A 26,875-nucleotide genomic window follows, 5' to 3' on the forward strand; every position below is an offset into this window, starting at 1 on the left:
ACGGATGAAAAGCATCGGAATATCGACCGAATACATTACGCTCGGACAATTTCTCAAGCTGGCGGATTGCATCGGAACCGGCGGAGAAGTGAAATTTTTTCTGCAGGAAAAGCGCGTTCTCGTGAACGGGGAGCCCGACAACCGCAGAGGACGCAAGCTGAGAGTCGGGGACACCGTCGAGGTCGAAGGGTTCGGATCGTTCAAGATCGGAACCCGGTAAGGCGGTCCGGCTCCTTCGAGCCAGTTGGAGAGTGAATGTCGAATGCAGTTGAACGCGATGGAGCTGCAAGGCTACCGCAATTATGATTCCGTCAAGCTGAAGACGGAGGGCGGCGTCAATATCTTCATCGGACCGAACGCCCAAGGAAAGACGAACCTGCTGGAAGCGATCCACGTGCTGTCGCTCACGAAATCCCATCGCACTTCCAAGGACAAGGAGCTGATCGGCTGGAACAGCGGTTCCGCGATCATTCGGGCCGAGATGAGCCGGCGTATGGGCAATGTCAGCCTGGAGCTGCAGCTGTCCGCGCAAGGGAAAAAAGCGAAAATCAACGGTTTGGAGCAGCGCAAGCTGAGCACCTTCGTCGGGACGCTTAACGTCGTGCTGTTCGCCCCGGAAGATCTGGATATCGTCAAAGGAGCACCGGGAGTGCGCCGCCGGTTCATGGACATGGAGATCGGCCAGGTGCATCCCGGTTATTTGTACGACATGCAGCAGTACCAGAAAATTTTGCAGCAGCGCAACAACTATTTGAAGTCGACCGACATCCGCCGAGCTTCGCCCGAGCTGCTCGACGTATGGAATGAACAGTTGGCTCAGACAGGTGTTAAAATGATGCAAAAAAGGAAAAACTTTATTGTACAGCTGCAAAGATGGGCGGAAAAGATTCATGCCGGAATTACCGGAGGAAACGAACATCTGACGGTGGAATACAAACCTTCGTTCGGAACGGCGGACGGCATGGATAACCAAGATCAATCTTCTTTATTCGGGCAATTTATGATAAAGTTAACACAGAGCAAGGAACAGGAATTCAGGCGAGGCACGACGTTGGCCGGTCCGCACCGCGACGATCTGGCCTTCGCCATTAACGGCAAGGACGTACAGTCCTTCGGTTCCCAAGGGCAGCAGCGAACGGCGGCGCTGTCGCTCAAGCTGGCCGAATTGGAATTAATGCACGAAGAGATCGGGGAGTACCCGCTCTTGCTGCTCGACGACGTGCTGTCCGAGTTGGATCAGACCCGGCAGACGCAGCTCATCGAGACGTTCCAGAGCCGCGTACAGACCTTCATCACGACAACCGGATTGGAGAGCGTCAACATGAGCCGGTTGAAGGACGCATCCATTTTTCACGTGAGAGACGGCCAATTGCTGCGCTAGCGTTAAGGAGGAACTTCGTGTACATCCATCTTGGCGGGGAAAAAATTATCCGAACATCGCAGCTCATCGCGATCTTCGATATTTCAATCGAGCAATCCTCGAAGCTGTCGCGGCAGTTCGTTCTGCACGCGCAGAAGAACAAGGAAGTCGAAACGATCGGAGAAGAAGATCCCAAGTCGATCGTCGTCACGGAGCATAAGGTTTATTACTCTCCGATCTCTACGTCCACTTTGAAGAAGAGGGCGCGAATTTTGGAAGGGTAGCTGTTACGTAAAGAAGGCGGTGGAAGGTTTGTCCGTTAATCAACAGAATACTTACGACGAGAGTCAGATTCAGGTGCTTGAAGGGCTGGAAGCGGTCCGCAAGCGCCCAGGGATGTACATCGGTTCGACCAGCGGCAAGGGGCTGCACCATCTCGTATGGGAGGTCGTCGATAACAGTATTGACGAAGCGTTGGCCGGTTATTGCACGCGGATCGACGTCATTATACACGAAGACAACAGCATAACCGTTATCGACAACGGCCGGGGCATCCCGGTCGGTTTGAATGCAAAGCTTCAGAAGTCTACGCTCGAAGTCGTTATGACCGTCCTGCACGCAGGCGGCAAATTCGGCGGCGAAGGCTATAAAGTGTCCGGCGGTCTGCACGGCGTCGGCGTCTCCGTCGTGAACGCGCTGTCGGAGCAGGTTATCGTTACGGTTAAGCGCGACGGGCGCATCCATCAGCAGGAATATCGCCGCGGCGCTCCGCAATACGATCTGAAAGTCATCGGGGAAACGGAAGAGACGGGAACCCAGACGCGGTTCAAGCCCGATCCGGAAATTTTCACCGAGACGACGATCTACGATTACGAGACTCTCGTCGGCCGGATTCGCGAGCTGGCGTTCCTCAACAAAGGCATCCAGATTACGCTTACCGACGAGCGCACCGGCATGAACGATTCGTTCCACTACGACGGGGGTATCGTGGAGTTCGTCAAGTATTTGAACAAAACCCGCGAGCCGCTGCACGAACAGCCGATTTACGTGGAAGGCGCCAAAGATCATATTCAATGCGAAGTCGCGATGCAGTATAACGACGGTTATTCCGAGAATCTGTATTCCTTCGCCAACAATATCAATACGCATGAAGGCGGAACGCACGAGTCCGGCTTCAAGAGCGCTCTGACCCGGATTATTAACGACTATGCGCGGAAGATGGGCTTCGTGAAGGAGAGCGAGTCCAATCTGTCGGGCGACGACGTGCGGGAAGGCTTGACGGCGATCATCTCCGTGAAGATTCCCGAGCCTCAGTTCGAGGGACAGACGAAGACGAAGCTAGGCAACAGCGAAGTGCGCGGCATCGTGGAATCTCTGTTCAGCGAGAAGCTGCTGCAATTTCTGGACGAGAACCCTTCCGTAGCCCGCAAGATCATGGACAAGGGTTTGCAGGCGGCCAGAGCGCGGGAAGCGGCGCGCAAGGCGCGCGAATTGACGCGGCGCAAGAGCGCGCTCGAAGTCAGCTCGCTGCCGGGCAAGCTGGCGGATTGCTCCTCCAAGGATGCCTCGATCTCCGAGCTGTACATCGTCGAAGGGGACTCCGCGGGCGGATCGGCCAAGCAAGGCCGCGATCGTCATTTCCAGGCGATCCTGCCTCTGCGGGGAAAAATATTGAACGTAGAAAAAGCGCGTCTGGACAAGATTTTGTCCAACCTGGAGATTCGGGCGATGATTACGGCGCTCGGCACGGGGATCAGCGACGATTTCGATATTACGAAAGCACGGTATCACAAGATCATTATCATGACCGACGCCGACGTCGACGGGGCGCATATTCGCACTTTGATTCTGACGTTCTTCTATCGCTACATGCGCAAGCTGATCGAAGAGGGTTACGTATACATCGCTCAGCCGCCTCTGTTCAAGATCGAGCGGAACAAGACGGTTCGCTACGCGATGAACGAGAAGCAGCGGGACGAGATCATCGCCGAGTTCGGCGAAGGCACGAAGTTGAATATTCAGCGGTACAAAGGCTTGGGAGAGATGAATGCCGAGCAGTTGTGGGAGACGACGATGGATCCGTCCAGCCGGACGATGCTGCAGGTGCGCATCGAAGACGCGATTAAAGCCGACCTCATGTTCGATACGTTGATGGGCGATAACGTCGAACCTCGCCGCGAGTTCATCCAGCAATACGCCCGGTACGTTAAGAACTTGGACGTATAAGGGCAAGTCGACAGGGGGTATCTCTCGCGGGAGATACCCCCTGCGGGCTACGCTTTGCGTCTGCGGGGCCTGAATCGTCCGTAAGCGACCGCGTAGGCGTACATCTTGCGGAAGACGGATTTGTCGGGAAGACGTTTGAACAGGAACGGGTCCGGCAGCGTATTCACTTCAAGAATCCATAGCTGAAGATCCTCGTCTATGGCGACATCGATGCCGATCTCCTTCAACCTCGGGAACTTTCGTTCGAGCGCTGCCGCGACCGTGACTCCGAGCCTGCGCAGCCGGGCTTCGAACGACGGCCACTGTCCGGGCTTCAGATGAGCCGACATTAGCGTTTCGACCGGTTTCGGAGTGCCGCCGGCATGGTAATTCGTCACGATTTTGCGCGGATGGGCGACCCGCCCGATCATGCCCGTCGTTTCCCAGGCGGATTGAGGATTCTTCTGCACCATGACGCGGAGATCGAATCTTCTCTCTTGGTATCTCAGAAGATGGATGCCTTGTTGGCTTAAGTAGGGTTTCGGTTTCTTCACGGCCATCAGTTTGCGGTACAACTCGTTGAACGTCGGAAACTCGTAACGGGTCTCGCCGGATTGAAACCGATAGACAGAGGATGAAGCCGGCTTCTCGATCCGGATGACGCCTCGACCGAACGTACCGTCCACCGGTTTGACATAGATCATTTCGTATTTCTCCAACATTCGTTCCACGTTTCGACGGTCGAAGCCTTCGGTAGCGGGAATGTAAGTTCTAAGCTCGGGATCGGCAAGCAGGACGTTCGTCTTGGCCCTTTTGCTGCGGACGCGCTGGATCGACATGCGGGTTCATCCAACCTTTCCCTACGGCGATATGGTATAATGGAGTCATTGCATATTTACTAATCTATGACGGTATACGCCTTGCGGTGTATAGATTCGCAAGCGCGTTCTGCTTGTATATTTGTTAAGGAGGATCTTCATGTCGGAAGAACAACGCTCCCAGCTTCGCGACCGCGATATCGGGGCCGAGATGCGGGAATCGTTCATGGATTACGCGATGAGTATCATCGTCAGCCGGGCGCTCCCGGATGTTCGCGACGGTTTAAAGCCGGTTCAAAGGCGGATTCTGTACGCCATGTCCGAGCTGGGGATGTCGCCGGACAAGCCGTATAAGAAATCGGCGAGAATCGTCGGCGAAGTCATCGGTAAGTATCACCCTCACGGCGATGCTTCGATCTATGAGGCGATGGTTCGTCAAGCGCAAGACTTCTCCCTTCGCTATATGTTGGTTGACGGTCACGGCAACTTCGGATCGATTGACGGTGACTTCGCCGCAGCGATGCGGTATACGGAGGCCCGACTGTCCAAGATTGCGATGGAGATGCTTCGCGATATCAACAAGGAAACAATCGATTATCGTCCGAATTACGACGGAGAAGAGGTAGAACCCGTTGTGCTGCCGGCCAGGTTCCCGAACCTGCTTGTGAACGGTACGACCGGCATCGCCGTCGGTATGGCGACGAATATTCCTCCTCACAACCTCAAGGAAGTGATCGAGGGTACGCAAGCGCTGCTTCGCGATCCGGAGCTGACGCCGTACGATTTGATGGAGTATGTCAAAGGTCCGGACTTCCCGACGGCCGGCTTGATTCTCGGCCGCGTCGGCATTCGTCAGGCCTATGCGACCGGCCGCGGCTCGGTTACGATGCGGGCCCGGGCGACGATCGAGGAGAACAACGGCAAAGCTCGCATTCTCGTTCACGAGATTCCGTATCAAGTGAACAAGGCGCGGCTCGTCGAGAAGATCGCCGAACTCGTGCGCGAGAAGAAGATTGACGGCATTACCGACCTGCGCGACGAATCCGACCGCAACGGCATGCGGATCGTCATCGAGCTGCGCCGCGACGTTACGCCGACGGTCGTGCTTAACAACCTGTACAAGCAGACCCAGATGCAGACGAGCTTCGGGGTGAACATGCTCGCGCTCGTCAACAACGAGCCGAAGGTGCTTAACCTGAAGGACGTGCTTCACAACTATATTCAGCACCAAGTGGAAGTTATCCGCCGGCGTACGGAGTACGATCTGAAGAAGGCGGAAGCAAGAGCTCATATTCTGGAAGGACTGCGCATCGCGCTCGATCATCTCGACGAAGTCATTGCCCTGATTCGAGCTTCCCAGACGACGGAAGAAGCTCGTGAAGGCTTGATGTCGCGGTTCGGACTGTCGCACGATCAGGCGCAGGCGATTCTGGAGATGCGTCTGCAGCGTCTGACCGGATTGGAACGGGAGAAGATCGAGCAGGAGTACGCGGAACTGCTCGCGAAGATCGCCGAGTACAAGGCGATTCTCGCCGACCAGCAGCTCGTGAACGACATCATTCACGAAGAGCTCGAAGAGATCAAGGTGAAGTACGGCGACGAGCGCCGTACGGAGATCACGATAAGCGACGAGGAAATTCTCGACGAGGATCTCATTCCTCGCGACGATGTCGTCGTGACGATGACCCACGCGGGCTATATCAAGCGGCTTCCGGTCTCCACCTATCGCAGCCAGAAGCGCGGAGGAAGAGGCATTACGGGAATGGGCACCAAGGATGAGGATTTCATCGAAAATCTGTTCATCTCCAACACCCACCACTACTTGCTGTTCTTCACGAACAAAGGCCGCGTCTTCCGGATGAAAGCCTATGAAATTCCGGATTTGAGCCGCACGGCCAAAGGAACGCCGATCATCAACCTGATTCAGATCGAACAGGGAGAGACGATCAACGCGGTCATTCCGGTCGAAGCGTTCGAGCCGAATCAATTCCTCTTCTTCGCCACCCGGAACGGGATCGTCAAGAAGACGCCTCTCGACGACTACGCGAACATTCGCAGAGTCGGCCTGATCGCGATTTCCTTGCGCGAGGACGACGATCTGATCGGCGTCAAGCTGACGGACGGCTCCCGCGAGATCGTGATGGGGACGAGCCACGGCATGTCCATTCGCTTCTCCGAGGAAGACGTTCGCGCCATGGGACGCTCCGCTACGGGCGTGAAGGGCATTCAACTGGACGAAGGGGATAAAGTCATCGACATGGACGTCGTCGAGCCGGATCGGGACGTGCTGATCGTAACGGCCAAAGGCTACGGCAAGCGGACGCCGATGACGGAATACCGCATTCAAACCCGCGGCGGCAAAGGCATCAAAACGTTGAACGTGACGGACAAAAACGGAGAGATCGTCGGCTTGAAGGTCGTTCACGACGAAGAAGACTTGATGATCATGACTTCTTCGGGAACGCTGATCCGCACGAGCATGTCGGGCATCAATACGATGGGCCGAATTACGCAAGGCGTCAAGTTGATCAATATTCGCGACGAGGATTCCGTAGCTACCGTAGCTCGGGCGCCGAGAAGCGAGGACGATACCGATTCCGAAGAAACCGAAAACGAAGAAGGAGACAGCTAACCGGCTGTCTTCTTGTTCGCGGTGACTTGCGTCTAGAGGACGGCAAAGGCGTTTTTGCTTGGCAGGAAACGTTGGAGAAGGAGATGCGGCATGCCGATCATTCCGATTACACAGGTACAGACAGGCGATCGTCTGGGCGGCGACGTCCAGACCGCTCTGGGAAGCGTGCTTCTGCAGGAAGGGCGCGTCTTGTCGGAGAGGGATATGGAAATCCTTCAAGCCTTCCTCATTCCCAGCGTGGATATCATTCGCCACGGGCTTGAGGAATCCTCCGCGGAAGACAAGCCCAACGAGGTCGCGGCGGCTGTAGAGACCAAGCTCACCCATTTGCAGCAGGAATTTCTGATGATGGAGAAGCTGCTGCATCGCACGATCTCCATGGTCAATTCCGGTCAGAAGATTCCGGTGCTCGAGCTGCGCAATGGATTAACCGCATTGATCGGGCATATGGATGAGTATAACGTGTTGACTTTCGTGACTCCTCCGACAGCGGGCGAGCCGGACGTGCTCGTTCGCAACAGCGTCCTGTGCGCGATGACTTCCTATCAGCTTGCCAAGTGGAACAAGTTCCCGGAGAAAGATTGGCTGCCGATCGCGATGGCCGGCTTGCTCCACGATATCGGCAACGTGAAAGTCGATGCCGCGATCTTCAACAAGCCGTCCAGGTTGACTTCGGAAGAGATTCAGGAGATGAGACAGCACACCGTATACGGATTCAAGCTGCTGGAAGGCATCGCTTCCTTCAATCAGGGCATATGGCTCGCGGCGCTGCAGCATCATGAACGGATCGACGGCAGCGGCTACCCGATGAAGGTCAAAGGGGAGAAAATTCACCCGTACGCCAAAATCGTCGCGATCGCCGACATGTACCATGCGATGACCTCCAACCGGAATTATCGCAAGGCGGAATCCCCGTATCTCGTTCTCGAAGAATTGCATGCCGGATCGTTCGGCAAGCTGGATCCTCTGTATGTGCAAACTTTTATCGAGAGGACGACGCAATTTCACAACGGCGTATTCGTTAAGCTCAACGATGGACGCATCGGAGAAATCGTATTTACGGACAGACAGCATCCGACCCGTCCGATGATTTCGGTGAACGGCCAGATCGTCAACCTTGGACTGAATCGCCAATGGCATATTGTCGAAGTGTTCTCTACGAAATAATTCATAAGTAAATATCAGATATCGGCTTGAGATGAGGAGACGCCGCATTCGGTTCCATGCCCTGGCAGAGGGATGGAGCAGAATCGGTGTCTTTGTCTTAATGAATCGGAGGCGAACGTTGATGGGGCAAGGGGTATGGGCGATTTCCTATTGGGAATTGTCGTTGAGGATCGTGCTGTCCGTAATAGCCGGAGGACTGGTCGGACTGGAGCGGGAATGGAGCAACCGGGCTGCCGGCTTCCGAACCCATATTCTGGTGTGCGTCGGCGCGACTGCGATCATGCTGCTGTCCATCTACGGCTTCTCCCAATTCGCGGATGAATTGAACGTCAGGATGGACCCTGCGCGTCTCGCGGCTCAGGTCATCAGCGGAATCGGCTTCCTGGGAGCAGGCGCGATCATGCGCAACGGATTCACGATCTCCGGACTGACCACGGCTGCTTCTCTGTGGGTTGTGGCCGCGATCGGCCTAAGCGTCGGAGCGGGATTCTACTTCGTCTCCTTGCTCACGACCTTCGTTGTCCTCTTCTGCTTGTTCCTGCTTAATCGGTGGGAGAAACGGGTGTTCAGCGTCAAGCGCAAATTGAAAATGGAAATGAAGATCGGCTGCCGGGCAGGCCGCGTTAACGAAGTGGTGCGCGTAATCGAAGAGAACGGAATTATTATTGTAGATATGACGGTCAATAAGGAAGAACAATCGTTCGGACCCGATAAAGGGGAGCCTTGCGTCAAAATTCATCTTACCGTTAAAGTAGCCAATGCAGGCATGCTCGTGCAGTTCGTCGACAAGCTGGCGGTACATCCGGACGTTCAATCGTTCCATCAGAACGCTCCGAATTCGGGATAATTCTTCCCCATTCACCAAGGAGGGACGAACAATTTCCCTCCTCGGCGGGGACGCAAACATTCACAGGCCAGGACAATATCCGTTATTAGCGCGCGAATAGGACTCCTTGTCGTGCCATTAGTGAATGAAGCTGCGCAATGGAAATATCGGCCGGCGGTACATCCGTTTCGATCGCAATCGCGGCGGCAATGCCCGCGGCTTGGCCAAGCGCGTAACACGTTGCTTGCACGCGCATGGAGGACATGGCTACATGCGTGGCGGAGATGCTTCTGCCGGCAACGATTAGTCCATTCACATCCGCCGGAAGCATGCAGCGGTAAGGGATGTCATAGCCGTCCAGCTTCCGTTCATCCGTGTTCGCGTCTCCGGTAGGGCTGTGAATGTCGATCTCGTAATTGGTCTGAGCGACGACATCGGCGAATCGGCGCCCGCTCGTCAAGTCCTCCTCCGTCAGCGTGTATCGGCCAATAATTTGATTCGTCTCCCGAACGCCGACCTGGCCGGCAACATGGGACAGGATATGATTCGGATGGCTCGTGCGCTGCAAGTAGTTGACTACGGAGAATACCTGCCTCAGCGCTTCCTTCTCGGCATAGTTAATATCCTCGATTCTCGCTCCGTTGCCTTTGACGCGCGTCATATTGACGAGAAGCGTTCCGTTGTCCATCATGCTCCAGTGCAGATTGCGGCCTTGCGGCAATTGTTCGACCTTCTCGTAGCGGTCGCAATCCTCGGGCAAGTATTGCCGTACCGGCTTACCGGTATCCTGCATCATGAACATGAGCGTCATCGGCTGCGTCAATCCATCCTCATCGCGTCCTGACCGTGTCGGTACGCCGGCATCGACGGCGACTCTCGCATCTCCCGTACAATCAATGACAACGCGGCCTTCGAATGCCCGCAGACCTTCCCTCGTATTGGCGATGACCCCGGTGACGCGGCTCTGCTCCATGATGGCCGAGACGAAGCTGACGTGGTAATAGACTTGCACGCCTTCTTTTTCAAGCTTCCCATTCAAATAATGGCGCAGTTCGAACGGCGAATACTGCGGCGCAATAGCCGACTCGTGATGCGAGCCTGGCAGAGAATTCGGCAGAAATTCGGAAATGATCTCGCGATAAATGCCCGTTACGTTCCCTACGCCCATGAAGACGCTGACGTTGCCCAGCGTGCCCATTCCGCCAAGCTGTCCGGTATGCTCCAGCAGAACGGTCTTCCGCCCGCAGCGCGCGGCGCCGATGGCGGCCGCCGTTCCCGCTGGTCCTCCTCCGACTACGATAACGTCGGCTGCGTCGTGTACGGGGACGGCGCGTTGCATGACAATTTCGTGATTAGCCATGGGTATGCGATCTTCCTCTCTCCTGCGCCGTCGATGCCATGAATCTCGTCCTCACGGCTTCGACCGCGAGCTTCGGTCTTCGGTAGGCGTCCAGTACGCCCTTGTTGTTGCGATTGCCCGCCCGGGAGGCGAACGAACCGAACTCCTCGTCCACCCGGTTGTCGCTGAACTGCCAGATGAGCGCCCCGCATATTTCGCGCTGTCCGAGATAGAAGTCCAACGATTCTCCGATGAGCCGCGCCTGATATTCCTCGCTCCACTTCGCCTCACCGGGATCGCGGTAACCGTAGGGCGCCTCCGCGCCGAACTCGCTGACTAGAAACGGCTTGCCCGCCCCGCCGCTCGCGTCCACCCAAGGTCGGAGGAGGCGATAGAACTCCTCGACGCTCTCCGGGTTGTACCAGCCCGGGTATAGATTAAACGAGACGATGTCAGCCAGGTCCAGACATCTGTCCTTGAACACATGGCACGAAGCGTAGGTCAACGGTCGGCTGCCGTCGAGACTCCGCAATTGTCGGAACTGGGCTTCGAAATGTGTTCGGCCCTCCGCCGTATCGCTTGCGCATTCGTTCAACAATCCCCAGATAATGATGGAAGGATGATTGATATGCTGTTCGACCATGTCGCGGATGCAGTCCGCGGATTGCGACGCGAACAACGGGTGACTCATTTGCTCCAGCGTCAGCGATCGCGCGTGGCTCTCCTCCCATACGTACAGGCCGCGCTCGTCGCATAGATCCAGGAATCGCTCGTCGTTCGGATAGTGCGACGTACGGACGCAGTTCGCGCCCATGCGCTCCAACCAATCGATATCCTGCGTCATCAGCTGCAGCGGAAGGGCCGCGCCGACGCTCGCATGGTCTTCGTGCCGGTTAAACCCGCGCAGGACGACCTCTCTGTCGTTCACCAACAGACGGTCTCCCTCGATCCTTACCGTGCGGAAGCCGACTCGCTCGATCAGATCGTCCAGCGGCTCCCCTCCCCCGTCCTCGACATCGCCGTCATACAAACGCAGCTCTAAAGCATAAAGCTTCGGATGCTCGTGCGACCACGGCTCCGCGTTCGGAAATTCGAACGTCCGCGCAACTATAGCCGTCTCTCCCGCCTGGACGGTTAACGGGCCGAAATCGAATTCTTCGCCCGCCAACTTGCCGCGAACCGCCGCGACCGCCGTCCGATCCGACGAATTCCGGACCCAAACCGCGATCTCGGCTTCCCATCCGCACTTTGGCGTGAACGCCATCCTTTCGATCCAGAAGTCGGGCACGCGTTCCACGACGACTGGCCGGATGATGCCCCCGTACGTGCGATAATCGTTCGGTACGTGCAGCCCGGAATGCTCGCCGAACGTATTGTCGACATGAACGCGAAGCTCGTATTCCCCCGGCTCGACGTCTCTGACGATCGTATCGAACGGCGTATAGGCGTTGTAATGGCTCGTCATAAGCCAACCGTCCCAATAGACGTCCGCCGTATGGCTGACACCCTTGAAAACAAGGCGAAGCGAGCTTCGTTCCGCCATCGTCACCATCGTTCGATACACGCCCTGCCCCCGATATCGAATGAAATTCGGGTGGCTCTCCCAGCAGCCCGGAACCGTCAGCCGGTACGGATATTGTTCCGGCACCTCATCCAGCGATGAGACGGGGGCGAAATCCCACAGTCCCTCAAGCTCCGTCACCTGACGAATCCGATGCTGGTCGAACAGCCGAATCATGGCGCTCCCCCTTCTTTACGCCGCAAGCGCAGTCCGACTACGCGCGGTTCGCCGGTCAGCGTTAGCCGAATCATGGCGACTTGCCCCCCGATCGGCTCCGGCTTCGCTGTCGCGCCATGCGAGCACCATTCAACCTCGAAGTCCTTCAGATCATCCCAATAAGCCAATGCGAAAGGGATCGGCCGCCAATGCCCGATCTCGAACTCGACCTCGATCGTATCCGCCGTACGGACATGCCGGGTGACGAATACGCGGGGAACGGACTCGTCGAACGTATCGCTCATCTCTCCCTTGCCGATGTAGCTGCGCAGCATGCGCGGCGTGCACTCTCCTTCGACGAACGCCAATTGGCATTCATGGTCGTAGTAGAGCAGCGTCGTCGGCCACGGCCCCGCGCCGACCCCGCCGAGCGTCATCGTATAATCGTTAACGGCTGGACGGATCTGCGTATCCCGGGTGAGCATATAGACAGGCGCCGTCACTTCGTTCGTCCGATGGTACAGTTCGACCGCCTTGGGCAGCGTTGTCAGCGTGATCGGATAATCCGTAATGTAGTCGAAGAACCGATCCAGCATGCCTTCGCAGGCTTCGACGTGAGAGGCGGGAAAGACCGAGAACCGGTCGGTAAATTCCATCTCGTGCGCTTCCTGATGCTGCAAGAAGTACACTTGATCGTTGTGAGCCGTATTGTCGAGGTAATCGTGAAACAGGTTTTTCCAATACTCGATGTTGTCTTCGTCGCACAGCCCCGCTCGCAGCACATCGTTCGGATCGGTGGAGTAGATGCACGGATTGCTCGAATGATAGGTCAGATTCAAATCGCGGGCCGTCCATTCGCAAGCGACGATATTCCCTTTGCCAGGATGCGGCGCCTTGTAGCGGCTGCTGTCCACATACCAGGAGCCCCAGGGGATGCCCTGGTGCGTAATGCCGTCCCACCATACTTGCTCCCAACAGTAGCCCCACATACCCTGGAAGCCGAGCTCCTCCAATACTTCGATCGTTTCATTGTAAATTTTGCCTCGTCCCGCCACTTTCGTCGTTACCCAGGGAAACGCCTTTTCTACGACGGCCCAATCCTGCTCGAGCTTCGCCTTGAGCCTAGCCTTATTCGCGCCGGTGTCCTCGATGAATAGCGGACATTGCAGGATGACATCGTCCCCGTATCGGTCGTGCCACTCCCGAATCCGCTCCTCCAGCACGGGAACCGAGCCGCCGTTCACGATCCAGGTGACCGGAATACCGTATTTGTGGGCGATTCGCGCCGTCAGCTCCACGCCGTCCGTCGCCGTTCCGCGTCCCCAGTCCGTATCGTAATGCGAGGCATAGCTAACGAATGTGTAGATTAAATTTTGCGGTCTCATAAGACGCCTCCCTCTTCATTGCAGGAAGGGGCTGGCCCATAAGTAACGGAGCCGTACCGAACGATTATCAATGATTAATGTACGGTGCATCTATCTCCTTCCGATGCTATAGATAGATGCCCTTCCTTTTTTTCATCGATAATCTGGTACGTCCCTACTTATGGGCCAGCCCCTGTCCCTATTGCCGCTGTTGGTTACTTCTTGTTGGCCGCTAACCAGGCGTCGATCTGCGCTTGCAGCTCCGCCTGCACCTTCTCGATGCCCGCGTCTTTCAGCTTGGCGTTGCGTTGGTCGAGTTCCTTGGACGGATTTTTGACCGCGCCGGTGAAGATGACCTTGTACTCGTTAACGACTGCCGTCATCTGCGTAATCTCGTTCTTCACATTCGTATCGTCGAACACGAAGCCCATGAGAGGGAACTGCTTCGCTTCGTCGTTGAACTTCTTCCAGTTCTCGTACAGATCGTCCGGCTGCCCTGGCTTGAGATAGTTTTTCAACTGGTTGCCGACGACCCAGAAGATGCCCGGCGAGTAGCCGGAATCGGCGATCGGCTCGATGCGATTGTCGCCGACCTTCGTGTAGTGCTTGCCTTCGATGCCGTTGACGAACAGGTTGATCACGTACGGATCGGTATGCAGATAATTCAGCACCATCATCGCGCGCTCCGGATTTTTGGACGTCCGCGAGATCGAGAACATGGAGCCTGCCGCCAGATCGGTCGTTACGATCGGCTCTTCCACGACGTGCGACACGTATTCGAATTGGTTGTTGTCCGCGAGCTGCAGCTCGATGTCCGAACCCGGCTTCCACGTCGTCGTCTGCGTCCAGATTTTCCCCTGCTTGCGATAATCGTCGATTGCCGTCGTGCTCGTACCCGAATCCGAGTTGATATAGCCTTTTTCATAATATTTGCGGTACAGCTCGAGCTCTTTTTTGTTCAAATCCACGATCTCCGGATCGAGCACCGACTTGACCTTCATGTCCGTTGCCTTGTAGTCGAGCAGGAACATTGGCGTCTTCGCCGGAACCGGACCGATCGGACGCCAGTTCGACTGTCCTTCGTACATGAGGAAGCCGCTCGTGAAGTTGCCGCTGCCGCCGGCCAGAAAGAAGTTGGTGATCTCGGGACTGTCCGCCTTCACCTTCTCGAACCACGGCTCCAGATCGGCCATCGAGTTGATCGTGTCGATCGGAATGTTATACTTCTCGACGAAATCCTTGCGATACGTGATCGCCTTGCCCTGGGTAATTTCCTTGTTTGTCGGGATCGCGTACAGCTTGCCGTTCATACGCGGAGCTTCCAGATACAGCGGATGCAGCTCCTGCTTGATGCCCTGCCCGTACTTCTCCAACAGGTCGTCCAGCTCGAGGAATGCGCCCTTGGTCACATTGCCGAAGTAGTTCAACCAGGATGCCGTGAACACGAGGTCCATCTTCTCGCCGGCGTTCATCATCAGCTCTGTGCGGTTTTTGTATTCGCTGGAGGCGATCGGTTGCAGCTTCACGGTGGCGTTGATTTTCTCGGTGAAAAATTCATTCAGCTTCTCTTCGACGAGAGCGTCGTCCTGCTGCGGCTTGCCGAAGTAGACGATGGTCACCTCGTAAGGGTCGAGCTTCGTTTCCTCCGATGCGCTAGGCTCCGCCGAAGTCGAAGCCGACTCGGATGCCGAAGCCGACGGCGTCGTTGTTGGGGATGCTTCCGTCTTGCCGCTATTGCCGCCGGACGCGCACGCTTGCAGAAGCAGCGTTAACGCGAGCAGACCGGCCATTCCAAGCCCCATGCTTCTTTTTCCCGTACCTCTTCGAATCATTGCGTATAACCCTCCTATAATTAATATATATAGTTCAGCTGAGGGCGCATAGCCCGCAGGCTGGTCCTATCGCGATTGTCGGTATCAGCCCTTGATGGCGCCGACCGTCAAGCCTTTGACGAAATACTTCTGGAAGAACGGATACACGAGCAGGATCGGCCCGATGCCGACGACCGCCATCGCCATCTGCAGCGATTCGTTGGGCAGTTGGCTCATCATCTCCGGATTTTGCGCCGCTAACTGAACGTTGTTGCGCAAGTACTGGACGTCGTTGAGCACTCGCATCATCAGGAACTGAAGCGGGTACTTCTCCTCGCTGCGGATGAACAGAAGCGAGTTGAACCAGTCGTTCCAGTAGGCGATCGTGCCGAACAATGCCATCGTCGCCATGACGGGAAGCGACAGCGGAAGCACGATGCGGAAGAAGATCAGCCACTCCCCTGCGCCGTCGATCCGACTCGACTCGATCAGCGCGGGATGGATCGTCGTCTGGAAGAACGTGCGCATGATGAAGACGTTAAACGGCACGATCAGCAGCGGCAGAATGAGCGCCATATACGAATCGAGCAGGCCGATCGCTTGCGTGAACACGATATATTTGCTGACGACCCCTCCGCTGAACAACATCGTGAAGAAGAGGACGAAGGTGAAGAAGCTGCGGAGCGGGTAATCCCCGCGGGAGATCGGGTACGCGTACAACGCCATCAGCAGGACGCTGAGCAGCGTGCCCGCTACCGTGATGCCGATGCTGACGCCGTATGCGCCCACGATCGTGCCGTAATCCTTGAATAAGCTCTCGTAAGCGATGCCGCTTAATTTCTCCGGGAAGAAGCTGTAGCCCCGGTTCAGCAGCGAATCGTTGTGCGACACCGATACGATGACGACCAGCAAGATCGGCAGCACGCAGGCGAGCGACAACAGGATAAACCATGCGTTCAACGCGGCGTTCGCCACCGGACCTATTGAATTGTCTCGTTTGTTTCTCACTTTGATCATCGTCATTCTCTCCAGACTGCGCCCCAGGGCGCGTATGCATACCTGCCCTAGAATAGCGCTTGCTCGCGATTGATTTTACGGACCGTCGCATTTGTCGCCAGCACCAGAATGAATCCGAGAACGGACTGCACGAGCGCCGCGGCGGACGACATGCCGATGTCGTTAAGCTCCATCAGCACCCGGTAGACGTAGGTATCGACCGTGTCGGTAACGGGATACAGCGCTCCCGCATCCATCGGCACCTGATAGAAAAGGCCGAAGTCGGAGTTGAATACGTGGCCCATCGACAAGATCGTCATGATGATGATGATCGGCTGGATCGAGGGCAGCGTAATGTGAATCGTCTGCCGCCACTTGGATGCGCCGTCGATGACCGCCGCCTCGTAATATTCCGGGTCGATGCCGGCAATGGCCGCGATGTAGATGACCGCTCCGATGCCGACGCCCTTCCAGGCGTTAACCAACGTCAGAATGTACGGCCAATATTCCGTCTCCGAGTACCAGAAGACTCTATCCGCCCCGAAGGTTTCCAGCAGGACGTTCACGAATCCGCGATCGGGGTTGAGGAAGGCGTATACCAGGTAGCTGACGACGACCATCGACAGGAAATAAGGCATGATGATCAGCGTCTGGTAGCCCTTGGCCAGCAGCCTTCCGCGCAGCTCGCTGATCGCGACGGCAATCCCTACGGACAACACCAGGTTGATGACCATGAAAGTCAGGCTGTACAGCACCGTGTTGCGGGTAATCCGCCAGATCGATTGAGAGGAGAACAGAAATTCGAAATTCTTAAAACCGATCCAGGGGCTGCCCCATATTCCGTCGGTATAGTTGATGTTCTTGAAGGCGATGAACACGCCGAACATCGGCAAGTAGTTGTTCAATACGACAATCAGCAGCGCGGGAAACATCATGAACGTCAGCACCCGGTATTTCCACAATGCAAGCAAATACGCCCTCACGTGAGTCCACTTCCTTTCTGTGAACTCAGTATATAGGGGGGCACAGGCAGGTGACGAGGATATATTCCGGCATGAATGTGATGTAAAATGAGTTCCGAAAAAAGGTGGCTGCCGGAGAAAGAGAGGCGGCGTGAGGTTGGTATCGTGGTAAAAAGGAGTTGTCCCATAAGCAGGTTGCTTAGGATGATCGATAAATAAAGAAGGTGTATATACCTCCTGGAGACTGCCTCATACGCTCTCGAAATCACCTTATCACGGGTTTCCCCATTCAGATTTCGGGAGCGTATCGCATCGTAGGGAGGTATATACACCTTGCACCTTTATGATCGATTATCTTCAGAGCAACTTGATATGCTTATGACACGGACGGATGCAGAGGCATATTGATGATCACCTTCAAACCGCCTCCATCGCGGGGCTCGTATCGGAGGCCGTACGCCTCGCCGAAATGCAGCCGTATCCGTTGATGAACGTTGCGAATGCCGTATCCTTTGTCGTTCGTCTCTCCCGCAAGAATGCTTTCCAGCCGATTCATGTCGACGGGCAGGAATCCGTTGTCCTCGACGGTCATGAGAATCTCCCCATCGCCTCTGGCGATCCGCACCCAGATTTCTCCCTCGCCGTCCATTCCGCTGACGCCGTGGAAGATCGCGTTCTCGACGAGCGGCTGAAGGATCACCTTGGGCGACGTGAACGAGAGCAGCGTCTCGTCGACGTCCCAATGAATCTCGAGCGTGTTCGGGTAACGTTTCTTCTGGAGCCGGCTATACGCCTGCACATGCTCAAGCTCTTCGCCGATCGTGATGACGGTCTTCCCCTTGCTCAGGCCGATGCGCAGCAGCTTGGACAAGTCCTTGACCATGTCGCCGACATCCGTGTTGCCGCTTGAGAGCGCGTACCAATAGATCGAATCGAGCGTGTTGTACAGCAGATGAGGCGTAATCTGGGAATGCAGCGTGGAGAGCTCGACTTCTTTTTGCTTGATCTGCATGCCGTAAGATTCCTCGATCGAATGATCCAGCCGGGTCGTCATTTTCTTGAACGCGCCGTACAGAATGCCGAATTCGTCTGTACGCAGGTGATCGTCGTCCCAGTCGAGCTTCTTGCCCGGCTCGTAGATCTTCGTCAGCGAGACGAGCTTCACGAGAGGCTTCACGATCATCCGCAGCAAATACAGGACGAAGAACAGAACGAACGCCATATAGACGGCGGACGCGCCCATGAGGATCCATTGAAATTCAGATTGACCGGCCGTCATCGATTCGAACGGAATTTTGTAAATCAGCCTCGTATCGAATAAGGATAGACTAGAATAGGCGTACAGCCATTTCTGGCCGCCTTCGCGAGTGTAGTAATAGCCGTCTGTCTTGCCCTTCACGACGTCGGCCAGCTTCTTCTCGTCGAGCTGCCCCTCTCCGCTCTTCAACAGCAGCTCGCTGCTTCCGTTATACAGGAAGCTGCTGGCATGCTTCGGCAATTGTACGGCGACGAGATCGCGGTTCAGCAGCACCTCCAGCTTCGACACGATCAGGAAGCCGATCGTCTCGTCGTACGACTTCGGGTTCATAATGCTCCGCATCAGACTGACCGTCGTTCGGTCTTCTTCCTGCGCCGTCAGCCGCAACGTCGCCGCTCCGCCTTCGCGTCTCGTCTGTTCTGCCCATTCGAGCGCGCCGTCGCGCTTCTCGTCGAAGTATTTGAACCCTTTGGTTTTGGCGGTCAGATCGAAAGGCGTGCTCTTCCCCGCCTTGTTCGCCATGTACAGCGTAATCTCGGTCCCCCCCGAAGCCCAGCGCTCCAAAATCGCGTCTGCCTCCGTAATTTCTCCGAGCGTCTCGATGCGGGTCCAGAATTCGTACTGGTCGATGTCGCTGAAAAAGTGGTTGTCCAGCAGCGTAATCATTCGTTCGTTCACCGACGACAGCGTTTTTTCCATCGTGACATGATTTTGCTTCACAAGCTGCAACGTCGTGCGGCCGACTTCGTTGCTCATCGATTCCGAGCCTTTGTAAGCCGAGATCCAGCCGACGATCAGGAACGGGCCGACGATGAACAACGCGAACGCAAGGGTGACCTTGACTCTGAGCTTCAGCCCGCTCCCCTCCCATGATCCTTGCGATATTCCGCCGGGCTGACGCCCGCGTACCGCTTGAACATCCGGCCGAAATGCTCCGGAGACTCGTAGCCGATCTCATAAGAAATCTCGTAGCGTTTCTTGTCCGTCGTGGCAAGCAGCTGCTTGGCGGCATCGATCCGCAGCTCGGTGACGAAGTCCCAGACGTTTTTCTTCATTTCCCGCTTGAACAGATAGCTTAAATACGTCGTGCTGAAATGCACCTCGTCGGCGATATCCTGAATTTTCAGCGCCGGATTGCGGTAATGCTCGCGAATGTAGCCGACGATGCGCGCGATAATCGTCCGCTCACGGTCCCGTACCATCGTCCGCATCGCCTGAACGACCTCCTGGATGTAGCCGTCCAGACGACGCGGCTTCTCGACGGCCGATAAGCCGCGGAAGTACTGGTCCGGATCGAAGCGGTGCAACGAGACGCCTCCGGAGTGCCCGAACTCGAGCAGCAATGCATAGATCCGGTACGCCAGCATGCCGAAATGGCTGTTGAACAGCTCTTCGGTGTCCGCCAGCTCGGACAGCGGATGCACGACGGCGCGCGTATCGACGGGGCTTCCGTCTTCGAGCTTCGATTTCAGCAGCTGCACGTACCGGTCCACATGGCCGATCCATTCTACTACGCCCATATTCTCGTAAAGGATCGCATCCTCGTAATAGAGCACTTTGTGATTCGGATGCAGGTTCTTCCACTCGGCCGCCGTATTGGCTTCCTCCATCAGCTTGGGCAGCATGAACACGTCCGGATGCAGCGTGCTCATGCCGACTGTCGCGTCCACATTCAAATATTGCTTCAGGTTCATATGGATCATATGGCCGATCAATTGCAATTGCGACTTCAGCGGGTAGGGCCGGCCGTCAACTTCCCGATCCGGAAGCTGAATGATCGCGATCAATTCGTTGCCGTACCCGTTGAACGTCAGTCCGTGCCACTCGGTCAAGCTCTCTTCCATGATATTGAAGGATGCGTATTTCAACAGCCTTCGGTCCGGCAGCGAAATCTCCTTGTTGCTGAAGCCTCCGTTCCGCAAATTCAGACGCAAGGCGAGCACGCCGAAGCAGCGGCCCCGAAACCGGTCGCCCAACTCGGAGGCCAGCAGTTCGTAATCCTGCCTGGTCAGGTTCCGGTCGGTCACCAGCTCCAGGAGCATTTCGTTGACATTCATCTTATTCGCCCGTTCGATTCGGGCGAGCGACTGCTTGCCATGTTCCTTCTTCTGCTGCAGCACCTGGTTGACGACCCGCAGCAGGTCGTCCCGCTCTACCGGCTTCACCAAGTAATCGTGGGCGCCGAGCCGCAGCGACTTGGCGGCGAAGTCGAATTTCTCGTGGGCCGAGATCACGACGAAAGGCAGCTCGGGCTGCTCCATGCGGATCGTCTCCATTAATTCGATGCCGCTCATCCGCCCCATCTGGATATCGGTCAGCACCAGATCGAACGTGTCCATGCGCAAATAATCGATCGCCTCGAATCCGTTCAAAGCCGTCTCGACATGAGTCGCGCCAAGGTCGGAGTCGAGCAAAAAATCCCTGATGCCGTTGCTTACGTTCGGCTCGTCGTCCACTACCAAGATTTTCACCGTTCGCCCCCCTTGCGTTTCCGCTGAGTGCCACGCCGCTTATCTATCATTATTATTTTAGAGAAATCGCTTGGCGAACGAAAGGATGTAATGACTCGAAAATGTGATGTATCCTCTGTCCTTTGCTCTGCAGTATAGCACATCTTATTCGCGCCAACGATGCGGGATATTCTCCTTTGCCCACATGAAGAAATGCATCACAAAATGAAGACTTTACATCCTATCTGCCGTTCTCGCGCGCCTCTACAATCTATTATTGAAAGGCCCATTTTCATCTATCAAAGGAGGAATGAAGTAATGTTAGGCAAAAAAGCGCTCGTCTGCTGTCTCGGCTTGCTTGTGCTTCTGAACGGTATCATCGCATCGCCTAACCCGACTGCCGCCGCCGTTAAGCCGCTGCCGGGTCCGTCCAATCCGATTGTGTACGACGACTTTAACGGAGGCGGCGTATTCAAGCAGAACTGGATGAACTGGTTTAACCAAGCCGGCGGCTCCGGCACTTACGAGAAGGCGACCGTTGACTCCCGGACGGTCGGCAAGTTCGCTCAGACGCCCGCGTCGGCTTCGTCGTGGGCCAAGTTCCAGCCTTGGAACGAGTCCGTCGACCTGCGCGGTTATCGGTACGTGAACGTGTCGATGAAAAATCCGGGCTACCCGAACGCGAGAGTCCGGATCAATCTCCACGACGGCGCCAAAAGCCACATGCTAACGAGCGGATGGGTATCCGTGCCGACGACGTGGACCGACTACTCGTTCGATCTGGACGCGATCGTTCCCGCGATCAACAAGAAGACGGCCAAGTTCGAGGTATGGCTGCAGCAGACCGGCGGCGCGTACGGCGAGATGCTGCTCGACGACCTGGTCGTGACGACGGGCACGGGAGGCACGGCGCCTACGTTGTCCACGGACGTCGTCACAAATTCCGCCATCGCCAATCAGAACACGATGTTCACCTTCCAGGCCAACTATACGGATGTCGACAATGATCCGCCTTACGCCATGCAAGTCGTCATCGACGACACGGCGATCGACATGAGAGAAGCCGATCATGCCGACACGACGTATACGGACGGCAAGTCGTATACGTACATGACGAAGCTGCCGGTGGGCAGCCATACGTACTACTTCCGCACGACCGACGCCAGGACGAGCGAAGTCGCGACGGCCGTCCAGACGGCGTCCGTCTCTTATTCGGAACAGGTTGTGGACGTTGTCGTCAGTCAGGCCGGATACAGCGCTTCCGATTACAAGGGGGCGAAGGTGACGGCGACGCTGCCGTTGTCGGACACATCCTATGTCATCACGACTTCCGCAGGCGCCGTCGCCTCCGGGAACATGACGTATGACGGCTACTTCTGGAACAAGCATGTGTATACGGTCGAGTTCACTGCCTTGACGGCATCCGGCACCGACTACAAGGTGACGACGAACGGCGTGTCGTCGTACCCGTTCCAGATCCAGACCAACGTATGGGACGGCTACAAGGACGAGATGACCGGCTTCTATCGCTTGCTGCGCTCCGGCGTCGCGACCGCCGACGTCTATCCGCCGGGCTACAGCAGCATCGCGCCTTCGCCCAAGCTGTTCCATCCCGCGGGCCATCTCGACGACGCCAAGTCGATCGACGGCACCGTGCACTACGACTTGACAGGCGGCTGGTACGACGCCGGCGACTACGGCCAATACGCCGGCAACCAGTGGGTCGGCACGGAAATCGCGCTTGCCTACATTCGCCATGCGGACAAGCCCGAAGTGAAGTATGACAATGACAACAACAGTATTCCCGACCTCGTTGACGAAGCGATCTTCGGCAGCGAATACTTGATCAAGTTCGCCGATCAATTCGGCGGCGAATTGTATGACATCAAGAACAACGGCGGGTTCGTCCATCCGGCGAAGACGACCGATAACGTTCCGAATACGGCCGACGATCGCGCTATCAGCAACCTCAGCGTCGGCGGATCGGCCAAGGCGGCGGCTACGCTGGCCGCGACCGCCCGCGCGATCCATACGGCTGTTGCCGAAGGCGATATCGCCTTCGGCCTTGTCGCGGCGCTCGAAGACTTCGCCGACGAGAGCGAAGCGGCGGCCGTTACGTTCTACAATTACGTCGTAGCGAACCCGGGCGGGCCGGTCGGCTCGTACGGCACCCGGGGCGGCATTCCGAACTCGAAGCTGCTCGCCGACGTTCAATTGTACTTGCTGACGGGCGATCCGGCCTATCATACGGCCGCTACGAACGAGGTCAACGTGCTGACTAACGCCGACTTGTACTCCACGAACTACTGGGATATGCGGCCGATGGCGCTCGCGGAATTCTATCCGGCAGCGGATCCGGCGACGCAGACGCATATTCACGGCCTGCTGAAGCATCAGGCAGACATGTTCCTGTCGCTTGCCGACGATACGCCATACGGCGTGCTGAACCAGTTCAAGGAATTCGGCGTGAACGAACCGCACGCATCCTATCTCGGAGATATGCTTAGGTACTACGAGCTGTTCGGGGATCCTGCCGTCCTGCGCGCCGCGCAAAAGGGCATATACTGGATCTTCGGCGCCAATCCGTGGAACATCAGCTGGGTGTCGGGCATCGGCACGGATTTCGTCGATTATCCGCATACCCGGCTTGACGAAGAAGCGAATACGGCAGGCAGCATGGGCGCCGTATTCCCCGGCGCGATGCTCAGCGGACCGAATCTCAAGGATACGCTGAACAAGAAGAGCGTGAGCCCGTGGTACGAGGATCGGCCGCTGTACAATGACGACGTTAATCAATGGCGGTACAACGAGTTCAGCGTCAGCATCCAGGTCGGCTTGCTCTACTCGATCATGGCGCTTAGCGCGACGGATGGAGGTTCCGCTGAGGGCCCCGTTCCGGCCGAGCTGCCGACGCTGTCGCCGGTCATCGGGGACTACGTGCGCGGCAACGTTACCTTGTTCGTCGGACCGGTCAGCGGCATTAGCGATATCGAGTATTTGCGCAGCGGTGTATATAACCCGATGTCCGTAACCCGCGGCGTATACAGCGCCACGATCGATGAAAGCTCGGCGCTCCCGTACGCCAGCCGCCGCATCGACGTCCGCGGCATTGACGCGAACGGCAACGCCACGTACAGCTCGACGCACTACAACGTGGCGCCTCCGCTGCCGGACCCTGCGCATTTGTCTCTGTACGACGACTTCGGAGGCAACGGACTATGGGGCGTTACAGGAAGCAAACCGCCGTGGGCAAACTGGTACAACCAGGCAGGCGGAACAGGTTCGTTCGAGAAGGCGGCCGAAGACGGCCGAACGGTCGGCAAGTTTATGCAGACGCCTGCATCGAACACGTCTTGGGCCAAGTTCCAGCCTTGGCATAACTCCTGGGATCTGTCGGGCTACCGCTACGTGAATTTTACGATGAAGAATCCGGGTTACGCGAATCTGCAGATGAAGGTCGACATTCAAGACAGCACGCGAGGATACAATCTGTCCGGAGGCTGGATCAGCGTGCCGAACACCTGGACCGATTACCAATGGGACTTGAACGCGCTCACGCCGGCCATCGACAAGTCCAGCACGAAGATCTCGATCTGGCTCCGTCAATCGACCGGCGCTTACGGTGAATTATGGATCGACGAGATCAAGGCGACGAACGTCGCCAGCGGCAGCGCGCCGACGCTGTCGGGAGTTAGCGTGAATACGGCTGCGGGCAACGCGGATACGACGTTTACGTTCAGCGCGACGTACACCGATGCCGATAACGAAGCGCCCCACGTGGTGGAGCTGATCATCGACGGCGTCATCCGCCATATGACTCCGGCCGATCCGGGCGACACGAACTACGCCGACGGCAAGGCGTACACGTATTCGACGAAGCTGACGCAAGGCGTTCACTCCTATTACGTCATGACGACCGACACGACGTCGAACGCGGTCTCAAGCGCCGTACAGAGCGGCCCGAGCGTATTCGATTCGCTGTTCGAGGATGACTTCGATGACGGGAACGCGAACGGATGGACGCCGACGAGCGGCAGCTGGACGGTGATGGGCGGGCAGTATCGCGGCCAGGCTTCCAGCCTCAACAGCTATTCGATCGCCGGCAGCTCTGACTGGACGGACTACACATTCCAGGCGGACGTGAACGTCACGAACAATTCCGGAGGCAACAAGGATGCCGGGCTTGTATTCCGCTATACGGATGAAGACAATCACTACATCCTGCTGCTCAAGAACAATGATCGCTCCGGACGCAAGATGGAACTGCTCGTCGTGGATGGAGGCGTGAAGACGTCGCTCGGCTTCGCCAATCCGAGCGTTGCGGCGGAGACGTTCTACACGTACCGAGTAGAACTAAGCGGCGACGAGATCAAGGTGTACCAGAACGATACGCTCATTCTGAGCGCGATCGACGGTACGCACGGCAGCGGCAAGATCGGAGCGCGCGTATACGCCAATACTCTTGCGGTGTTCGATAATATCGTTGTCTCGCAGTAACGAATCGGGAGAGGTCGGCAACGCGCCGGCCTCTTATATTTTTTACGCTGAGAAGGGTCAATTGAACGACATGATATCGCCAGAGTGGAGAATGTGGAATCGGGGGCAATATTAATATTTTCCGTATAACAGTCGTCTTCCGAGCTCCAGTCGCGCTTCAAGCTCGATTCTGTTTTTGCAATCTTCGCAGCAATGCAATCCTTTGCGATTTCGTTTCATTTGGTCGTAAGCTTGAGTCCCTTCGGTGACATAAAATGTTCGTTTGCAACTATAACAAGTGGTACGAAAACAAAAAAGCCCATCAATTTGCTCCTGCACCGAATCCCCTCCCGCCATTTATGACAGGCTCAATATTGTTGACGTGATCATCACGACACGCTATAACTGAATACAAAACGAAATAACACGCTGTATTATTTATTTTAGTACACCGTGTTATTTAAGGCAAGGGGTATTTATCGGTGCCGAAAATCGTGGACCACGAACAAAAAAGAAAACTAATCGCGGAATCAGCATGGAACATTATTGAAGAAAAGGGGATCGAACATGCGTCTATCCGTGCTGTCGCCGCGGCGGCAGGCTTGTCGCCCGGAGCATTGCGGCATTATTTTTCAACGCAGGATGAATTGTTGCTGTTTATTGTCGATTACTATCTGACAAGAGGAGCTGCCAGAGCGGCAGAGGGGCTGGTGATAAGTCATATTCCGATAAAGGCTGCGAAGGAAATTATGTTGCAACTGCTCCCTATGAATGCGGAAAAACGAACGGCCGTCGGCGTCTGGTGGATCTTCGCTATCCGCTCCCTCAGAAGTGTGGCATTGCAGGCTAAAAAAGACGAGCTCACGGACGGACTTCATCACCTGACTAAAGCCGCCCTTGAAATTCTAGCTCAGGCGCAGCTCCTTCCCTCTGTGGTGGATATTCAACTCGAAACGCTAAGATTGGCCGCGCTTATTGAAGGTTTGACGATAATGGCAATGCTTCGCCCGGAGCTCTATACATCGGAGACCATTGAGCAGATCGTCACTCTCCATATCCGAGAGTTATGCTCGCCCGTTACGGATGGGTAAGCATCATTTTGAGTGTCTGATAATCTCTTTCCCATCTATTGATTAAATTATTTGGGTACACCTGAGCGAAATACTCGCTGTTACCTGTGATCCGCTTCTCTGCGTCCCCGTCTTACGATCATGAAATTTAGCAAAGTAACTCGTAAAAAGTTTTTGAAAAAAGTGCTTGCATCGAATATTCGGATGTGATACATTATAAAAGTCGCCGTTAGCGCGGTAGACAAAAAAGAAACACCGATTGCACCTTGAAAACTGAACATTGAGCGTAAGAAACAACAAGCAATACCAGCAGTGAATGAGCTAATCAACTTTCATGGAGAGTTTGATCCTGGCTCAGGACGAACGCTGGCGGCGTGCCTAATACATGCAAGTCGAGCGGAGTTAGGAGGGAGCTTGCTCCCAA

18 protein-coding genes and 1 rRNA gene are annotated in these 26,875 nt (G+C 56.0%); 10 read left to right on the forward strand and 9 right to left on the reverse strand.

From position 1 onward, the window contains the following. Positions 1 to 4: 4 nt before the first annotated feature. Genes yaaA through gyrB form a run of 4 tightly spaced genes read left to right on the forward strand, consistent with a single transcriptional unit; the run spans position 5 to position 3,586 of the window. Complete coding sequence (gene yaaA, locus B0G52_RS20435; RefSeq protein ID WP_094047222.1) at positions 5 to 220, forward strand: S4 domain-containing protein YaaA; 216 nt, start codon at positions 5 to 7, stop codon at positions 218 to 220. A gap of 42 nt (positions 221 to 262) precedes the next feature. Beyond that, positions 263 to 1,381, forward strand: coding sequence for a DNA replication/repair protein RecF (recF, locus tag B0G52_RS20440; RefSeq protein ID WP_094047223.1), 1,119 nt, complete (start codon positions 263 to 265; stop codon positions 1,379 to 1,381). Positions 1,382 to 1,398: 17 nt separating this feature from the next. Further along, positions 1,399 to 1,644: an extracellular matrix regulator RemB gene (gene remB / locus B0G52_RS20445; RefSeq protein WP_094047224.1), complete on the forward strand. Its 246-nt coding sequence runs from the start codon at positions 1,399 to 1,401 to the stop codon at positions 1,642 to 1,644. Positions 1,645 to 1,672: 28 nt separating this feature from the next. Beyond that, on the forward strand, positions 1,673 to 3,586 hold the full coding sequence (gene gyrB / locus B0G52_RS20450; protein WP_094047225.1) for a DNA topoisomerase (ATP-hydrolyzing) subunit B: 1,914 nt from the start codon (positions 1,673 to 1,675) through the stop codon (positions 3,584 to 3,586). 47 nt (positions 3,587 to 3,633) lie between these two features. On the opposite strand, the gene B0G52_RS20455 is transcribed toward gyrB, so the two are convergent. Then, a complete protein-coding gene (locus tag B0G52_RS20455) occupies positions 3,634 to 4,404 on the reverse strand; it encodes a YheC/YheD family protein (RefSeq protein WP_094047226.1) in 771 nt (256 codons plus the stop codon). Positions 4,405 to 4,543: 139 nt separating this feature from the next. Between B0G52_RS20455 and gyrA the strand changes: the two genes are divergently transcribed. The 3 genes from gyrA to B0G52_RS20470 all read left to right on the forward strand — a co-directional run bounded on the left by gyrA (position 4,544) and on the right by B0G52_RS20470 (position 9,029). Further along, on the forward strand, positions 4,544 to 7,015 hold the full coding sequence (gyrA, locus tag B0G52_RS20460) for a DNA gyrase subunit A (protein WP_094047227.1): 2,472 nt from the start codon (positions 4,544 to 4,546) through the stop codon (positions 7,013 to 7,015). Between the two features lie 90 nt (positions 7,016 to 7,105). After that, the gene (locus B0G52_RS20465) at positions 7,106 to 8,182 is read left to right on the forward strand and encodes an HD-GYP domain-containing protein (RefSeq protein WP_094047228.1); all 1,077 of its coding nucleotides are present in this window, start codon (positions 7,106 to 7,108) and stop codon (positions 8,180 to 8,182) included. Positions 8,183 to 8,303: 121 nt separating this feature from the next. After that, positions 8,304 to 9,029, forward strand: a complete 726-nt coding sequence (locus tag B0G52_RS20470) for an MgtC/SapB family protein (protein WP_094047229.1) — start codon at positions 8,304 to 8,306, stop codon at positions 9,027 to 9,029. An 85-nt stretch (positions 9,030 to 9,114) separates the two neighbouring features. On the opposite strand, the gene B0G52_RS20475 is transcribed toward B0G52_RS20470, so the two are convergent. The 8 genes from B0G52_RS20475 to B0G52_RS20510 all read right to left on the reverse strand — a co-directional run bounded on the left by B0G52_RS20475 (position 9,115) and on the right by B0G52_RS20510 (position 20,926). Next, a complete protein-coding gene (locus B0G52_RS20475) occupies positions 9,115 to 10,368 on the reverse strand; it encodes an FAD-dependent oxidoreductase (RefSeq protein WP_094047230.1) in 1,254 nt (417 codons plus the stop codon). After that, positions 10,361 to 12,085, reverse strand: a complete 1,725-nt coding sequence (locus B0G52_RS20480) for a glycoside hydrolase family 2 protein (RefSeq protein ID WP_094047231.1) — start codon at positions 12,083 to 12,085, stop codon at positions 10,361 to 10,363. The genes B0G52_RS20475 and B0G52_RS20480 overlap by 8 nt, the downstream gene beginning before the upstream one ends. Continuing rightward, positions 12,082 to 13,449 (reverse strand): hypothetical protein, encoded by a 1,368-nt coding sequence (locus B0G52_RS20485; RefSeq protein ID WP_094047232.1) that lies wholly within the window; start codon positions 13,447 to 13,449, stop codon positions 12,082 to 12,084. The genes B0G52_RS20480 and B0G52_RS20485 overlap by 4 nt, the downstream gene beginning before the upstream one ends. Positions 13,450 to 13,643: 194 nt before the next feature. After that, complete coding sequence (locus tag B0G52_RS20490) at positions 13,644 to 15,260, reverse strand: ABC transporter substrate-binding protein (protein ID WP_094047233.1); 1,617 nt, start codon at positions 15,258 to 15,260, stop codon at positions 13,644 to 13,646. Between the two features lie 84 nt (positions 15,261 to 15,344). Further along, a complete protein-coding gene (locus tag B0G52_RS20495; protein ID WP_094047234.1) occupies positions 15,345 to 16,256 on the reverse strand; it encodes a carbohydrate ABC transporter permease in 912 nt (303 codons plus the stop codon). Positions 16,257 to 16,303: 47 nt separating this feature from the next. Then, positions 16,304 to 17,218, reverse strand: coding sequence for an ABC transporter permease (locus B0G52_RS20500; protein WP_233162867.1), 915 nt, complete (start codon positions 17,216 to 17,218; stop codon positions 16,304 to 16,306). Positions 17,219 to 17,573: 355 nt separating this feature from the next. Then, positions 17,574 to 19,274 carry a sensor histidine kinase gene (locus B0G52_RS20505; RefSeq protein WP_094047235.1) on the reverse strand — a complete coding sequence of 567 codons (1,701 nt, stop codon included), beginning with the start codon at positions 19,272 to 19,274 and terminating at the stop codon, positions 17,574 to 17,576. A gap of 32 nt (positions 19,275 to 19,306) precedes the next feature. Beyond that, positions 19,307 to 20,926 carry a response regulator transcription factor gene (locus B0G52_RS20510; RefSeq protein ID WP_094047236.1) on the reverse strand — a complete coding sequence of 540 codons (1,620 nt, stop codon included), beginning with the start codon at positions 20,924 to 20,926 and terminating at the stop codon, positions 19,307 to 19,309. 297 nt (positions 20,927 to 21,223) lie between these two features. Here B0G52_RS20510 and B0G52_RS20515 point away from each other — a divergent pair, with 297 nt between their 5' ends. The 3 genes from B0G52_RS20515 to B0G52_RS20530 form a co-directional block, all read left to right on the forward strand. After that, positions 21,224 to 25,402 carry a glycoside hydrolase family 9 protein gene (locus tag B0G52_RS20515; protein WP_158223801.1) on the forward strand — a complete coding sequence of 1,393 codons (4,179 nt, stop codon included), beginning with the start codon at positions 21,224 to 21,226 and terminating at the stop codon, positions 25,400 to 25,402. A gap of 461 nt (positions 25,403 to 25,863) precedes the next feature. Then, positions 25,864 to 26,472: a TetR/AcrR family transcriptional regulator gene (locus tag B0G52_RS20525; protein WP_094047239.1), complete on the forward strand. Its 609-nt coding sequence runs from the start codon at positions 25,864 to 25,866 to the stop codon at positions 26,470 to 26,472. A 310-nt stretch (positions 26,473 to 26,782) separates the two neighbouring features. Then, a 16S ribosomal RNA gene (locus B0G52_RS20530) occupies positions 26,783 to 26,875 on the forward strand; the annotation flags it as partial.

The organism is Cohnella sp. SGD-V74 (assembly GCF_003001675.1).
GTDB lineage: Bacteria > Bacillota > Bacilli > Paenibacillales > Paenibacillaceae > Cohnella.